9 protein-coding genes are annotated in these 15,097 nt (G+C 46.5%); 8 read left to right on the top strand and 1 reads right to left on the bottom strand.

What is annotated here, in order from left to right; translation table 11 throughout:
- Window positions 1-1,032: an ABC transporter substrate-binding protein gene (locus tag K0504_RS12725; RefSeq protein WP_220104577.1), complete on the bottom strand. Its 1,032-nt coding sequence runs from the start codon at window positions 1,030-1,032 to the stop codon at window positions 1-3.
- 487 nt (window positions 1,033-1,519) lie between these two features.
- Between K0504_RS12725 and hrpA the strand changes: the two genes are divergently transcribed.
- The 8 genes from hrpA (at window position 1,520) to K0504_RS12685 (ending at window position 14,808) form a co-directional block, all read left to right on the top strand.
- The gene (gene hrpA, locus K0504_RS12720) at window positions 1,520-5,398 is read left to right on the top strand and encodes an ATP-dependent RNA helicase HrpA (RefSeq protein ID WP_220104576.1); all 3,879 of its coding nucleotides are present in this window, start codon (window positions 1,520-1,522) and stop codon (window positions 5,396-5,398) included.
- A 158-nt stretch (window positions 5,399-5,556) separates the two neighbouring features.
- Entirely contained in the window at window positions 5,557-8,292 is a 2,736-nt protein-coding gene (locus tag K0504_RS12715; RefSeq protein WP_220104575.1) for a GGDEF domain-containing protein, read from the top strand.
- Window positions 8,293-8,299: 7 nt separating this feature from the next.
- Window positions 8,300-10,702 carry a GGDEF domain-containing protein gene (locus tag K0504_RS12710; RefSeq protein ID WP_220104574.1) on the top strand — a complete coding sequence of 801 codons (2,403 nt, stop codon included), beginning with the start codon at window positions 8,300-8,302 and terminating at the stop codon, window positions 10,700-10,702.
- A 52-nt stretch (window positions 10,703-10,754) separates the two neighbouring features.
- Window positions 10,755-11,027, top strand: a complete 273-nt coding sequence (gene yccX / locus K0504_RS12705) for an acylphosphatase (protein WP_318837973.1) — start codon at window positions 10,755-10,757, stop codon at window positions 11,025-11,027.
- Between the two features lie 114 nt (window positions 11,028-11,141).
- A complete protein-coding gene (locus K0504_RS12700) occupies window positions 11,142-12,047 on the top strand; it encodes a hypothetical protein (RefSeq protein WP_220104573.1) in 906 nt (301 codons plus the stop codon).
- A gap of 27 nt (window positions 12,048-12,074) precedes the next feature.
- Window positions 12,075-12,455: a VOC family protein gene (locus tag K0504_RS12695; RefSeq protein WP_220104572.1), complete on the top strand. Its 381-nt coding sequence runs from the start codon at window positions 12,075-12,077 to the stop codon at window positions 12,453-12,455.
- Window positions 12,456-12,803: 348 nt separating this feature from the next.
- On the top strand, window positions 12,804-13,874 hold the full coding sequence (locus K0504_RS12690) for a polysaccharide lyase family 7 protein (RefSeq protein WP_220104571.1): 1,071 nt from the start codon (window positions 12,804-12,806) through the stop codon (window positions 13,872-13,874).
- Between the two features lie 241 nt (window positions 13,875-14,115).
- Window positions 14,116-14,808: a type 2 periplasmic-binding domain-containing protein gene (locus tag K0504_RS12685; RefSeq protein WP_220104570.1), complete on the top strand. Its 693-nt coding sequence runs from the start codon at window positions 14,116-14,118 to the stop codon at window positions 14,806-14,808.
- Window positions 14,809-15,097: the final 289 nt, after the last annotated feature.

The following is a 15,097-nucleotide window of genomic DNA, read 5'->3' as shown; positions in this document are numbered from 1 at the left end:
TTATTTCAGCGACGTCATCATTTTGAATCGGGTGAGTTGTCCTTCTGCATCAATAACTTTATATAAGTGGCTTCGTTCCAGTATCTGTTCACTTGGAAACAAGGCATCATCCGATTGGTATTCTTCGCTAGTCAGCTCAACGGCACTTGGGATTGGGCTGGCCATCCAAACCGATTCGGCATTTTGAGCGGCAATCTCAGGTTGGCTTAGAAACTTCACAAAATCTAATGTGGCTTGGTTGATCGGGTTGTCTATCGGAAATGCCCAGCATTCCACCCATAAAACAGTACCTTCTTGCGGCACAACATAAACCCAATCATCTTGCTCGGTATTTTCTGAAATAGAGTACTCATCGCCGGAATAACCCATGGTCATCGTCATGGTGCTGGCGCTGCCATGCTCCTCGGCGTATGCGTCGCCGTACTGATAGGTCATAACATGCGGGCGTTGTGCTTTAAGGTGTGTGTAGGCCAATTTCAGCGCCTGGATATCCGATGTAAATGGATCGGCGCCATCAACCAACAAAGCCGCTACGGGCGCATCCACTGCATCATCGTACATGGCGATATGACCACTGTGGCCAGCTGGTGGATGAAATAACTGCCGCCAAGATGTTATCGGCGTTTTAGAAATGGATTCACGGTGCATAATGCCCATGGTGCCCCAGCTATAAGGGATGCCGTAGTCGCCGCAAGCTTCTTGCCAGCGCGGATCAATATGCGTTGATAGTTCTTTGGTTAATTCTGACACCTTATGAAACAGTTGCTTTTCGCTCATCAAGCTCAGGCTCCAACCGTCGACTAAAATCAAGTCGAAAGCACCACCTCGGCCGCTGTTAATCAGCTCGTCACGCAAACTTTCTGTATCGAAATAGTCTTCAGTAACATCATGGCCAGAAGCCGCTTTGAATGCTTCCGTGACAGATGGTTCAAGGTAATCAGTCCAATTGTAGAGTCGAACTTCATCAGCGTATGCGTGGCTGGATAAAAGAATGGCAATCAAGGTGTTAGCAAGAGCTAAGTACTTAGGCATAAAGAGGTCTCTTGGTTAGTCAAACCGGTTAATGTTGAACGTTGGCCTCCTTGCTCAAGTGCTAATGCTTTTGTTATCAGCGGCGGATAATAGCTTGAAATTTAGTCTGATGAAACGATTTTCACAAGGTTTGTAACCTGTTTCTAACGATTCGACGTATGGTGGGGGTATTTCAAAACTATCAGTTAATTTTACTTTTAGTACAACTAATTAATAAGTCCTGCAAAAAATTTACAGAGCCGAGCTATTGGTAACCTAGCGGTAGCCAAGTGCCATATTTCTGACAATGAACGCCATTTAACCTCGTTGCCATGGTTTGATATTTATCATTGATGCATCACGTGATGGGGCGGTTATTTAATGGTACTCATGGCTGTTTTTTTGCTAGTCACGGCGGTGTTTTGGTAGCATGCGCGACTAATTTACTTGTTCGATTTTAAGCCTATTCAATAAGGGCTGTTCGCGTTTCACCAAAGGTACCCCTGTAATGGCAAATTCCGGCCACATTTTGAACCAACAACTTGCCCTATGTATGCTCGCCGATCAGGGTAAATTGCGTGGCCGTTGGCATGGGTTAAAGAAAATCCGTGATGAACAAAAACGCGAACAAGTTAGCCAAAAGATTCAGCAATCCATTGAAGCCTCGCAGAGTAGACGTCAGGCCCGAGCGAATAATTTGCCGACGGTCAGTTACCCCGAACAATTACCGGTTAGCCAAAAACGCGATGAAATTGCGCAAGCCATTGTTGATCATCAAGTGGTCATCGTGGCCGGTGAAACCGGCTCCGGTAAAACCACTCAGCTACCTAAAATTTGTTTGGAATTAGGCCGTGGCATTGGCGGGTTAATTGGTCACACCCAACCACGGCGTTTAGCGGCTCGTAGCGTCGCTAGCCGTATCGCCGATGAAATGGATAGCAAGATTGGCGAGCATGTAGGCTTTAAAGTTCGCTTCTCGGATCACACCAGCCCCAACAGCTACATCAAGTTGATGACGGATGGCATCTTGCTTAACGAGATCCAACAAGACCGACTGCTGCGCCAATATGACACCATTATCATTGATGAAGCGCACGAGCGTAGTCTCAATATTGATTTTATTTTGGGTTACCTGCGGGAGTTGCTACCCAAGCGCCCCGATCTAAAAGTGGTGATCACGTCGGCAACCATTGACCCGGAACGTTTTTCAAAACATTTTGATGGTGCGCCCATCATTGAAGTTTCGGGGCGCACTTATCCGGTTGAAATGCGCTATCGGCCGCTGGCAGAAGACGATCAGAGCCAAGATTTGCACGATGCCATTGTGGCGGCAGTCGATGAACTGAGTGCCGAAGGGCCGGGCGACATTCTTATCTTTATGAATGGCGAGCGCGAAATTCGAGATTTGGCCGACACCTTATCCAAACAGAATTATCGTTCAACGGAGATCTTGCCGCTTTATGCGCGTTTGGCGGCGTCAGAGCAGCAGCGGGTGTTCAAGCCAGCGGCAGGCCGACGTTTGGTGATTAGTACCAACGTGGCAGAAACCTCGCTAACCGTTCCGGGAATCCGTTACGTGGTAGATCCTGGCACCGCTCGTATTAGCCGTTACTCGGTTCGCTCTAAAGTGCAACGTTTGCCCATAGAAGCCATTTCTCAGGCGAGTGCTAACCAGCGGTCGGGTCGTTGTGGTCGGGTTGCTGAAGGGATCTGTATTCGCCTTTATAGCGAAGAAGATTTCAATGCGCGGCCAGAATTCACTGAGCCCGAAATTCTAAGAACTAATTTGGCATCGGTTATTTTGCAAATGGCGATGCTTAATTTCGGCGACATTGAAGCCTTTCCGTTTGTAGAAAAACCGGACACCAAGACCGTTCGTGATGGTATTCGGTTATTGGAAGAAATTGGTGCGGCACAGTTTTCCGGCCGAGGCTCAGTGACCTTAACTGCGCTTGGTAATAAATTGGCCCGTTTCCCCGTCGATCCGCGATTGTCACGTATGTTGCTACACGGGGCCGAGCATGGCGCCGGCAAAGAGCTTGCGGTGATTTGTGCGGCATTAGGAACCCAAGATGTGCGCGAGCGGCCGCTTGAAAAGCGCAGTCAGTCTGACCAATGCCATGCTCAATGGAATGACAAAAGTTCCGACTTTATGGCGATGCTAAATTTGTGGCAAGGCATCGAAGCGCAGCAACAAGAACTCAGCAATAGCCAATTCCGAAAATGGTGTCGTAGCCAGTTCATTAATTACCTGCGTGTGCGTGAATGGCAAGATGTTTATCAACAGCTGACATCCCATTTAGCAGAGTTGGATATAAAGCTTAACGAAGAGGGCGCCAACTACGCCCAAATTCACCAATCAATTTTATCGGGCATGCTGAGCCATGTTGGCCAACTCAACAAAGACCGCGATTATCAAGGCGCTCGCAACCGAGTGTTCACCATGTTCCCCGGCTCTAGTTTGGGGCGCAAACGCCCTAAATGGTTAGTTGCTGCCGAGCTGGTGGAGACATCCAAGTTATTTGCTCGTTATGTTGCTGACATTGATGTGAGCTGGCTAGAGCCGTTGTCGCAGCACTTGGTCAAGCGTAGCTATTCTGAGCCGGTATTTGAGGAAAAGCGTCAGGATGTGGTGGCTAGCGAGAAACAAACCTTGTTTGGTTTGACGATTGTGCCCGCCCGCAAAGTCAGCTTTGGCCGCATCGATCCTGTGGCGGCCCGCAACCTATTTATCAAAGAAGCGCTGGTGGCCGGTAAACTGCGCTTAAACGCACCGTTTTTTCAAAAAAATCAGCAGCTAGTTAACGAAATTCATCAGCAAGAAGCCAAGATCCGCCGCCGTGATTTATTGATTCACGATGATGAACACGCGGAATTGTACGCAGAACGTTTGCCAACTCAGATCTATAACAAAGTCGGCTTGGCGCAATGGTTAAAGCTCGAGTCGAAAGCTAACAACAAAACACTGATGCTCACTCGCGAGCAATTGCTAGCTCGTAACGAAGATGACCTCAACGATTCGCAATACCCGCAACAGTGGCAGTTTGGCAATGTCAGTTTGCGGATGGACTACCAGTTTGAGCCGGGACAAGAGCATGATGGCGTCATTGTGCGCGTACCGCTATCGCTGCTCAATCAAGTGGAGGAGCGCAGTTTCGACTGGCACATTCCAGCCATGCGCGAAGAGTTGATCACCGCAATGATCAAAAGCTTGCCGAAGCAGTTGCGCAAACAGTTTGTACCGGCGCCAGATTATGCCCGCAAGGTCATCAATGAAATTGACGAGCAAGAAGATTTTGTTGGTGAAGTCACTCGAGCGCTGCGGAAATTTAGCGGTCAGCGTTTGGATGAATCGATTTGGGAGCAAAATGATGTGCCCGATCATCTCCGCATGAAGTTTCAGGTGGTGGATGACAAAGGGCAACAGGTTGCTATTGGCACCGATTTGACGAAATTGCGAGAACAACTGCAAGAACGTATTCAGGCCAGTCTGAAAAAAGTTGAAGCCGAACAAGTGAAACAAAGCTCCAGCGAGCAATGGTGTTTTGGGGCATTGCCAGAAATGCAGAGTATTCGCCGGGATGGTTATCAGGTCGAGTTACACCCAAGTTTGGTGGATGAAGGCAAAGAAGTGAGCTTGCAGCAGTTTGATGAGTTAGCTCAAGCTATAAGCCAGCACCACGCTGGTGTTCGTCGTCTGGTGTTGTTGAGTATTCCGTCACCACGCAGTTACTTGGTAAAAAATCTACCCAACAAAGCGAAGCTCGCGATGTATTACAACCCGCTTGGGCAAGTCAATGATTTGGTGGGTGATTTAGTTGATGCCGCTGCAGATGCGCTGATTGATGATAGTTGGGCCGTGCGTGATGAGAGTTCATTCAACGCGTTGCGTGAACATGTCCGAGCAGAACTCAATGAAACGGCGGGTACTATTGCGCTGCAAGTTGAGCAGATCCTAACGATCGCCCATAAGCTAAATAAAGGATTAAAAGGGCGAATGCCATTTGAGTTGGTGAACTCCTATCAAGATATTCAACAGTGTTTAAATGACCTAGTATTTAAAGGGTTCGTCTCTGCAAATGGGGTCGCTAAGTTGGATGATGTCGAGCGCTATATGAAAGCGTTACTGCGCCGATTTGAAAAGCTGGCAGAAAACCCCACCAAAGATCGTCAGAGTATTCTATTGGTTGAAAAGCTAACCGGGCGTTACCAAAAGCTAGCTGAAAAATCGGCCGTCAAACGCAAAGCCGCAGCTGAATTAGAGTCCGTGAAGTGGCAAATTGAAGAGCTAAAAGTGTCTATTCATGCTCAGCAATTAGGCACGAGTGGCCCAGTTTCTGAAAAGCGAGTGAGTGCCGCGTTAGCTGAGTTAGAAAAAGTACGTTAAATACATCCCATATTTTGAGGCTTATTACCTCTTAATGCCTTAAAAGCGCTATTGTTTTTAAGGTTTAACTGATAGTTATATATTAAATGAGTTGCACATTATTTTGCAGCCATGGAATTCCTTCTACCGGAGGCTGGCGAAGTTTATTGCGGTTAGGATTGCGCACAAATCAACGATTAAACTTTGCAGGCAAAGCATTGCGGGCCTTCTGTATTACCTTGTCGTTAATTTTTGCCTGTCATAGCCTCGCTGCTGAAGGGAGTTCGGACATTCGAACCCGGCAGTCTGCTGCGCCTAAAGTAACCTCATTAAGCTTGTTGAAGCAGGCTAAAGCCTCCCGCCATCAAGATCCTAAAGCAAGCGCTGAATTTGCCCAGCAAGCATTGAAACTCGCGCAGGCCGCGAATGAACCTCGTGTCGAAGCACAAGCCCATGAATTACTTGCCAAACTCGCCAAAAAAGCGAAAGAGGCGGGATTGGCAAAATTCCATTTTCGTCGTGCCGCGGAAGTGTTTGAAGCTTTGGTTGATCCGCGCAAGCAGATTGAAAACACCATTGATTACATCAAACTGCTCTACCACGATAAGAGCTACCAAGAAGGCACGGTTCTAGCGGCTGAACTGTTAGCGGTGGCACAACAACTTGGCAATGAACGATTGCTCGGCTTGGTGTACTTCACCAAAGGCAATGGGCTTTTCAAGCAAAAAGACGATCAAGCCGCAGTTGCTGCCTATAAAAATGCTGTTGTTCACCTGAACGGTGATGACAGCGACTCCCACGCATTATTAGCATCAGTTCATTATCAACTTGCGCAAAGCAGCGAGCATTTACATGATGACGAGCAAGCCAAACATTCGTTCTTTCAGGCTGCATCGTTATTTGAGAAAGTCCGCGATGCTGACAATCGAATGAAAGCGGTTCTTGGCTACGTTGACTTACTTTACGAAGAGCAAGATTTTGCGCAAGGCATTGCTGAGATTACAAAGGCTCTCGACGGCGCCGAGCAATTGCCTGATGAACGTTTGCTTGCGTTAGCAAAAGCAGCCAAAGGTGATGGCTTTTATAATCTAGGTAAGTTTCAAAACGCGATTGATGAACTCACCCAAGCTGCGACGCTGCTGACCAACGAGAATTCGAAAACCAACAAAAGATTGGCTTCAATTTATCGCCAAATTGGCCAGTCCTTTAAACAACTGAACGAAACAGACAAGTCGCTGTTCTATTTCAGAAAGTCGCTTGATATTTATCAAACAATTCATGATCCCAAAGCCATTGCGCGATTACTAAAAAACATCGCGACCGGCGAGAACCGACTGCGCAATTACATTGCAGCCTTAAGCTATGCCAATCGCAGTTTGGCGTTGCAGCAAGGTTTGCACGATACCAAGGGCAATGCCGAGTTGTTGATGTTGATTGGGATGATTTACCGCAACATCGGGCACTATGAAAAGTCTTTGGATAGCCTTCAAAAAGCACTGCAGATCTATGAGCAAGAAGGCGATATTAGCAATGTGGCCTCGACTTGGAATCAGATTGGCTTGATCTACTCTCGGCTCGAACAATTTGATAACGCGCGCTCTTTTTATCAAAAATCCATCGATCAGGAAAATCATCATATTTCGCAGGAAACACGCGCTGCCGCCTTTCGCGAAATTGCGGTCATCGATTACGAAGCAGGTGCTTATGATGACGCCATGGCAATGCTCAGCAAGGCTGAGGCCATTTATCGCTCGATTAATGACCCGATAAAATCAGCCTTGGTGAATATTCTATTTGGTAAGGTTTATCTCGCCAACGGGCGTGATGCACTAGCGAAGGTGCACTTTGAACAATCGCTTGCGCTATCGATTGAGGTTGGCGATTTGGTCATGCAAACTCGAGCGTTGATCTTTTTAGGTCGGCTGACGATAGAAACGGATACCGACAAGTCGATCAGGCTATTAAAGCAAGCTCTTGAGTTGGCCAGTCAAAGCGACGCCAAGGATGAGCTGCGAACCAGCTACTCGTTACTTAAAGAAGCAGAAAAGGTGCGGGGCCATTTGGCATCAGCACTCTATTATGCCGAGCAGGAAATCGCGGTGTCTAAACTCATTCACCGTGAACAAGAAGAAGCAGAATTCGTTCGTGCCAAGGCCAAACTCGATTCCCATAAGATGGAAATGGATCTGAGTATTTTGCGTGAGAAGGTCAAATTAGATGCCCTTAAAATCACGCAGAAAAACAATGAAATTGAGATTGTTCGGCAGGCTAATAAGATTTCAGAACTTGAGTTGACCAAAAACCAATACGCAAACCTGCTGCTCGCTATTTTGCTTGTCATTTGTTTGTTGGTTGCCGTTGTTATTTATCGCAGCTTCGTGGCTTCACGTCGGCGCAATCGAGAGCTTGATTATTTAGCCGCACGCGACCCATTGACGGATTGCTACAATCGCAGAGTACTGTTTGAGCGCTTAAATCGAGACTTTGAAGATTTGGCGCTTATCGAAAATTATTCCATTATTCTTGCCGATGTTGACCACTTTAAAACGGTCAACGACACCTATGGTCATAGTGCCGGCGATGGCGTGTTGCGCGCCGTGGCTCAAACGCTTCGTGACTGTACTCGAAAGAATGACACAGTAGCGCGCTTTGGCGGCGAGGAATTTTGTATTTTGTTGCCTAGCGCAACCGCTGATCAGGCCATGCGAATCGCCGAGCAAATGCGAGAGCGCCTCGAAAAACAACAGATTGATCACATCAATGTGACCTGTAGCTTTGGTGTGTCTGCACTTGGAACCGATCCGACAACGCCAGCTAAACTGATCGATGAGGCTGACTTGGCCTTGTATAGGTCGAAGAGCGAAGGCCGCAATCAAGTGACGTTGTGGCAGTCATCATTCAAAGGGTTGGGGTAGGGCATTGATGATGTTGAAGTACTGTCTAGCCCAAATCTGCAGCGTCCGATTGCCGGTGCGCTACTTTGGGCTGGTTTTCATCGTGCTTTCCGGAGTGATGAGTGCAGGAGCCAGCGCCAAGCAGGAGCCTACGGGTGAGCCAATATCAGCTAATGATGCAACGTTTAGTAAGTGGCAACAATTTACAGCGGCTGAGTTATTGCATCAGGCCCGATTATTTAAAGATACCAACCAGCCGTTAAGCGCGGAACTTGCGCGCAGCGCGTTGCTGAGTGCCGAGCACAACAATGAGCAATCGATTGTTGTGCAAAGTCATGCCTTTCTAGCTTCGTTAGCCGTTAAATCAAACGAGACTGAACAAGGTCAATATCACTTTGACCAAGCCTTTGAACTGTATGGCCGAGCAAGCGAAACGGCCAAACAAATCACGCTGTCGCTTGATTATGCCAATGCGCTAGTTTCAGCAAAGTACTACCAGCAAGCAGAGACAATCATCGACGATGTGTTGCCATTGGTTCAGGAACATGGCGAACCGTACCTGTCAGCATTGTTGTTGTCAGCCAAAGGGCTCAGTTACCACAAGCAAAAGCGGTTTGACCAAGCCATTGTGGAATTCACAAAGGCGGTCAATTATTTAACGGGGAAAAGCGACAAAATTAAACAGCAGCTGGCCGTTACGTTTCACAACATTGCCCAATCCTACAAACATTTGAAGGATGCGCCTCGCGCTATCAGCTTTTATCAAAAAGCATTGGATGTTCAAACGAGTCGCCACGATCAGCCTGCCATTGCAAAGGCGCTAAAGAACATTGCGATGGCAGAAAATAAGCGGGGCGGGTACTTAGTTGCGCTCGATCATGCGCTGCATAGCTTGGAGATCCAAAAAACGCTCAATAACACCGCAAATTATGCAGAGCTGTTGTTATTGACGGGCATTATCTACCGCCAAATTGGGGATTTTGAAAAGTCGCTGAGCTATATTCAAAAAGCAGAAACGCTATATGAACAAGACGATGATATTGCCCACTTAGCGGAAGCGTCTAACCAAACAGGCCTCATTTATTCGAGCCTTAAGCAATTTGATAATTCCCGCTCATTCTATTTACACACCATCGAATTACCCGAAGATCGCGTTAAGCCAGAAACGCGCGCGGCGGCTTATCGTGAAATTGGTGTGATTGATTATGAGGCCGGTCGCTATGACGTAGCATTAGTCATGGCGTCTAAATCAGACGCGATATATCGCTCCATTAATGCAACCTTGAAAACGGCTCAAGTTGATCTGTTGTTGGGAAAAATCCAACTGGCCCAACAAAATAATACTTTGGCAACTCATCACTTCCAGCAATCTCTCGTGTTGGCCACGCAAGTAAACAACATTGAATTACAAGCTCAGGCATTTAATTACTTGGGCCGAATCATGATTTCAAAAGATGTGGAAGGGGGCATAGAGCTACTCAAGCGGGGTTTGAAACTAGCAGAGCAAGCCGATTTAAAAATTGACCAACTGATGAGTTACGAATGGCTTAAACAAGCCGAGAAGCAACGCGGCAATACGATTCAGGCGTTGAATTTTGCTGAGCAAGAAATAGCCATGGCTCTAGCTATTCATCAAGAGCGAGAAGCTGCCGAGCTAATGCGCGCTAAGGCAAAGCTCGATTCTCATAAAATGGAGCTGGAGCTAACGGCATTACAAGAAAAAATAAAGCTAGATGGCCTCAAACTGGCGCAAAAAAATAATGAAATCGAAATTGTTCGGCAATCAAGTCAAATTGCTGAATTGGAGTTAACCAAAGAGCGCTATTTCAACCTGTTATTAGTTGTGTTGCTAGCGATGAGCTTGATAACTGCATTGTTGATTTACCGACGCTTTGCTGCTGCTCGAGTTCGTCACAAAGAACTCGACTTTCTGGCTGCGCACGATCCTCTCACCGGGTGTTTTAATCGTCGCATTCTATTCGACCGCATGAATAAAGATTTTGAAGGGCTTGAATACATTCAGGAGTATTCAATTATTCTTGCAGATATCGATTTGTTTAAAGACGTTAATGATACTTACGGCCACTCTGTTGGCGATATTGTACTCAGAGGCGTGGCCGATATTATGCAAGTAAATACTCGTAAAATTGACACCGTAGCGCGCTTTGGCGGGGAAGAATTCTGCATTATTTTGCCCGGTGCGGGGGAGAAGCAAGCCGTACGTTTAGCCGAAGATATGCGGCGAAAAATTGAAACCTGCCGTTTTAATGATGTGAGCGTCACCTGTAGCTTTGGCGTGACCTCTTTGCAAGATCATAACCAAACACCGAGTGATTTAATTGATAAAGCCGATTATGCGCTCTATCAATCGAAAAAGCAGGGGCGTAATCAGGTCACGGTATGGCATCAAGCGATTGAGGAAACTGGATAATCCGGCATCTCTATCTACACTTGAGCAACATACCCATTGGCGGAGATAGCCCGTGTCGCAGGCAGCGTTTAAAGGTTATATATCTGGCATGGTACAAGGTGTTGGATTTCGTTTTCATACCATGCAAAAAGCACAACAATTGTATTTAACTGGTTATGCCGAAAACCTAGCTGATGGTCGCGTTTGTGTTTATGCCGAAGGTGAAATGAATCATTTGCAAAACTTGGTGGACTGGCTTGAAGAAGGGCCGCCGAGTGCCAATGTTTCCAGCATTACGGTTGAGTGGCAGGATTATACGGGCATGAATGATTTCACTATTCGCTGATCATTGAATCCAGTTGGCCTCTATCGCTATCAAAATACGAACCCAACTAGTTGATACTTTCTTCTTTCTGCATTGCAGTGAAATACCTCGGTGGTCGCGGATGGCAAATATTATATGCGCATGAAAACTTTGTTAGGCAACACCCTGTTGTTTGTATTGTTGCTATCTTGGTCGGCCATGTCGTTTAGTGCAGATATCGTCAGGCTCTCTAGCCCCTCCTATGGTAAAAAAAGTACTGATCATAAACTCCATGTTCTGAAACGTGCTCTGGAACTGACAGAAGACGAATTTGGTGAATACCAAATTGAGCTTTCCCACCTATCTATGAAACCTCATCGTGCGTTGGCAGCATTACAAGGTGGCGAGACCATCAATGTGTCGGTGTTTGCCGCAGGCGCCAAGCGAGATAAGCAGGCTACCCCAATCAGAGTGCCAATTCGCGGTGGCATGTTGAGTTATCGACTGCTGTTGGTTAATCAAAATAGCTTGCAAGAATTTCAACACATTAAAACGGCTCGTGCGCTTCGTCGACTGACTGCGGGACTACAAAACGATTGGACGACCACGGCAGTGTTAAAAGCGGATAACTTTAACGGAACCGCAGTCCATAATCTCAAAGGTGTTTTTGAGATGCTACGCAGCGAACGCGTGGATTATATTCCACGCGCCATTTACGAAATATATGATGAGTATCAAGCGTTATCGCAAGTTAATGATGCCATTGCTATCGAACCGTCTATTACCCTATTTATTCCTATGGTTAGCTATGTCTATGTCTCTCCGGCAAAGCCACGATTAGCGCGCAGGCTTGAAAAAGGATTGCAGAAACTAAGCGATAGCGGGGAGCTGAAACAGATTTTTAGCGACTACTACCAACCAGAATTTAGCCGTCTTAAACTTGATAATCGTGTGTTAATTAAAGTGCATGATGACTACTTCGAGAGTCAATTGCCCGAGCTTTCGGATAATATGCTTTGGTCACTTGAATCCTTTGGCCAAGCCATTTCGCCGGAGAGTTGACCGTTATTCAACTGTATTGGAATCCTTATGAGCAACAGAGAACTCACACACCACTCGATAAATTATGTCGAATTACCGGCCGCCGATTTAGCGGCAACTAAGCTATTTTTCAGTGGTGTATTCAACTGGCAGTTCACTGACTATGGGCCGGATTACACCGCCTTTTCGAATGCCACCATCAACGGTGGTTTTTACCATGCGCCATTGGTTTCAGACGCTGCTGTGGGCGCCGCTCTTGTTGTTATTTATAGTGCGGATCTTGAGCAGACCCAGCACGCTGTAGAACAAGCGGGTGGTCAGGTTTGCAAAGCTATTTTCTCTTTTCCTGGTGGCCGTCGGTTTCATTTTAAAGAACCGAGTGGCAATGAATTTGCCGTTTGGTCTGACAAGGGCAGCGCTGAAATATAACGGAAAAACCTGGCGCGAAACTGATACTAAATAGGGCCTGAATGAGATATGAAGTGGCGATGAATTCGCCATTTATGTTACGTATTTGCGGTTTTTCTCATAATAATTGGTCTGACACTACGGGTTTTTACGGTCATACCTGTTTTTATGAATATTTTCTGCGATAATTTCCCGTTAACGTGTTCAATTTGTGGCAGGCTAGCGTGCCACAATAGACTTCAGGATGGGGCACGCGGCTGTAATGGATGACGCTAAAGCGCAGGTTACAGTTGCCTTTCACAACAATTAACCTCCAACGATGATTCACAACGCTCTAGTTAGAGCTTGTACTAGACAAGGGCTTTTTACATGTACCGATTTTCATCACCGACATACTTGGTAGCCGCATTAGGGCTTACTGCTTGTGTTTCTACAAGTGTACTGGCTTCTGCTGTGCCTGCTGATAAATTCGATTTGAGCCAGTGGAAAATCACCTTGCCAATGGACGCTGACGGCAACGGTAAAGTTGACGAAATCGATGTCCGAGAAATTCAAAATTACCAGCACCCGGATTACTTCTACCTTGATGCTGATGGCAACATGGTGTTCACGGTTCCAAATAAGGCATCAACGACCAGTGGTTCATCGAACACGCGTAGCGAATTACGCCAAATGATCCGCGGAACCAACAAGAAAATTAAAACTAAAGCACCGGCCAATAACTTTGCGCTGGCTGCTCATCCGAATGCCAAAGAGTTTGGAGCGATCGGTGGCAAGATGGAAGCAACACTGAAAGTAAACCATGTTGCCGTTGAAGCTGGATACCCAGAAAAATTCCCTGCTTATTCTGTTGTTGTTGGCCAAATTCACGCCGGTAAAGATAAAAAGCTAATTGCTGAAGGTAATGGTTTTGGTTGGGGTAATGAGCCCATCAAAATTTACTACAAGAAATTTCCAAACCATGACAAAGGCTCTGTTTTTTGGAACTACGAGCGTAACTTAGAGAAAGATAATCCTGTTCGTATGGATATTGCTCATCCTGTTTGGGGTAACACGTGGGAAAATCCTGCAAACCCAGGCGATAAAGGCATTTCGTTAGGCGAAGAGTTCAGCTATGTAATCAATGTGCATGAAAACACCATGTACCTGACATTCACAGCGGAAGGTCACCCAACGGTCGAATATGAAATTGATCTGAGCAACAATGTTGATCCTAATGGCAAGGTTGATGATAAAGACCATCCAAAAGGGTACACCGGCGATTGGAACTATTTCAAAGCTGGCGCTTACAACCAGTGTTCTACGAAAGACGACCCAGGCTTCTGGTACACCAAATGCCCAGGTACGGGTAACTGGAAAGAAGACAAAGCCGCAGGCCACTATACGAGCGTTACATTTAGCAAACTAGAGCTGAGCCCATCGGAGAAGCCTGCTAAGTAATTGCTACTTGCAAACCTATTTTGAAAGCCACCTTCGGGTGGCTTTTTTGTTATTTGTCACAAGATTAGGCTATCAATGGCGGATTCATGTGAGGTCTGTTCTAGTTGCGCAGCAAAGCTTACCGCAGCTGATAAACTTTAGTGGGTATGAGCAAAATAGGCCTGTTTTTTCTATGAGTTGTTGCCGGACTTTACTCGTGTTCCTTGTCAGCTTCGCGGCGCTGGTTTGGATAAATCCAGCCGTGGCTAAGCCCAAACAAACAAGCACCATCTACCTCGCGATCCCTGCCCCTGATACATCACATGGTTTTAAGTTCTTTGGTTTGGTGTACCGAGAACTCTTTGCTCGGGTTGGCTACAAGGCTGAGTTAGTGAGCATGTCGGGCGAGAGAGCGCGATTTGAAGGCCAAATAAACCTAGATGGTCAAGTGGGGCGTGTTGCAGAATACCAGCAGCAGGCCGTTAACCAGCTCAAAGTACCCGAAGTTATTGTGCCAATATACTTTGCTGCTTATGGCAATCTTACCGTCGATAGAGAGGGGATCTCTGATTGGCAAAGTTTGTCAGGCTTCGAACGAACCATCGCCTATAAACATGGCTCCATTATTCCCGCGCTAAAGTTGTCGGCGTTAGTGGCTGACGACTACCTAGATCCCGTCACTCATATTTCTCAGGGGCTTAAAAAATTAAAAGCTGGTCGAGCCGACTTGGTCGTTGGTTTAATTACAGAAATAGAGCCATATCTACAATCTGATGAATTCGCGACCATCTCACGTATTTCGGTACTGAGCCGAGAGCCAATATATTTGTACCTGCATCAACGCCATAGCCGATTGATACCGAGTTTAGTGATGGCATTGCGGAACATGAAGCAAGAGCATTTGATCAAATCCTACTGGCGTGAAGCAGGGCTACCAGACGCGCTGTTCTACTAGGTAACGCATCCGAGAAGTTCATTAAAAGCCAGTACGGCACGCCGATAACAAGCAATATTGCTGTTTGTTAATGGCCGATTGGAATTTAAAGGTTCGTTTTTTTACTGTCAGTTAGCCAAATCGTCAGCGATGTCAGTAGCGAATGGTTGTGCCGCTCGATAGTTCCTTGCTTGGCTCATTCGATAAGTGCTCTATATATGCATGGAAAGCTATGTGCCGTCCTAAAATAAGTTGACGGTTTTTGATTAAGCCAGCGTTCCTTCAACGCTGGCTTTTTTGTGCACTTGTT

This window comes from Neiella holothuriorum (genome assembly GCF_019457915.1).
In the GTDB taxonomy this organism is placed as follows: domain Bacteria; phylum Pseudomonadota; class Gammaproteobacteria; order Enterobacterales; family Neiellaceae; genus Neiella; species Neiella holothuriorum.
The sequence above is the reverse complement of the archived record's forward strand: the minus strand, read 5'-3'. Positions and strand labels throughout refer to the sequence as shown.

Bases quoted from the DNA above. Each gene is read 5' to 3' on its own strand.
- K0504_RS12725 (WP_220104577.1), bottom strand. From the start codon at position 1,032: ATGCCTAAGTACTTAGCTCTTGCTAACACCTTGATTGCCATTCTTTTA.
- K0504_RS12695 (WP_220104572.1), top strand. From the start codon at position 12,075: ATGAGCAACAGAGAACTCACACACCACTCGATAAATTATGTCGAATTA.
- K0504_RS12710 (WP_220104574.1), top strand. From the start codon at position 8,300: ATGATGTTGAAGTACTGTCTAGCCCAAATCTGCAGCGTCCGATTGCCG.
- K0504_RS12700 (WP_220104573.1), top strand. From the start codon at position 11,142: ATGCGCATGAAAACTTTGTTAGGCAACACCCTGTTGTTTGTATTGTTG.
- K0504_RS12690 (WP_220104571.1), top strand. From the start codon at position 12,804: ATGTACCGATTTTCATCACCGACATACTTGGTAGCCGCATTAGGGCTT.
- hrpA (WP_220104576.1), top strand. From the start codon at position 1,520: ATGGCAAATTCCGGCCACATTTTGAACCAACAACTTGCCCTATGTATG.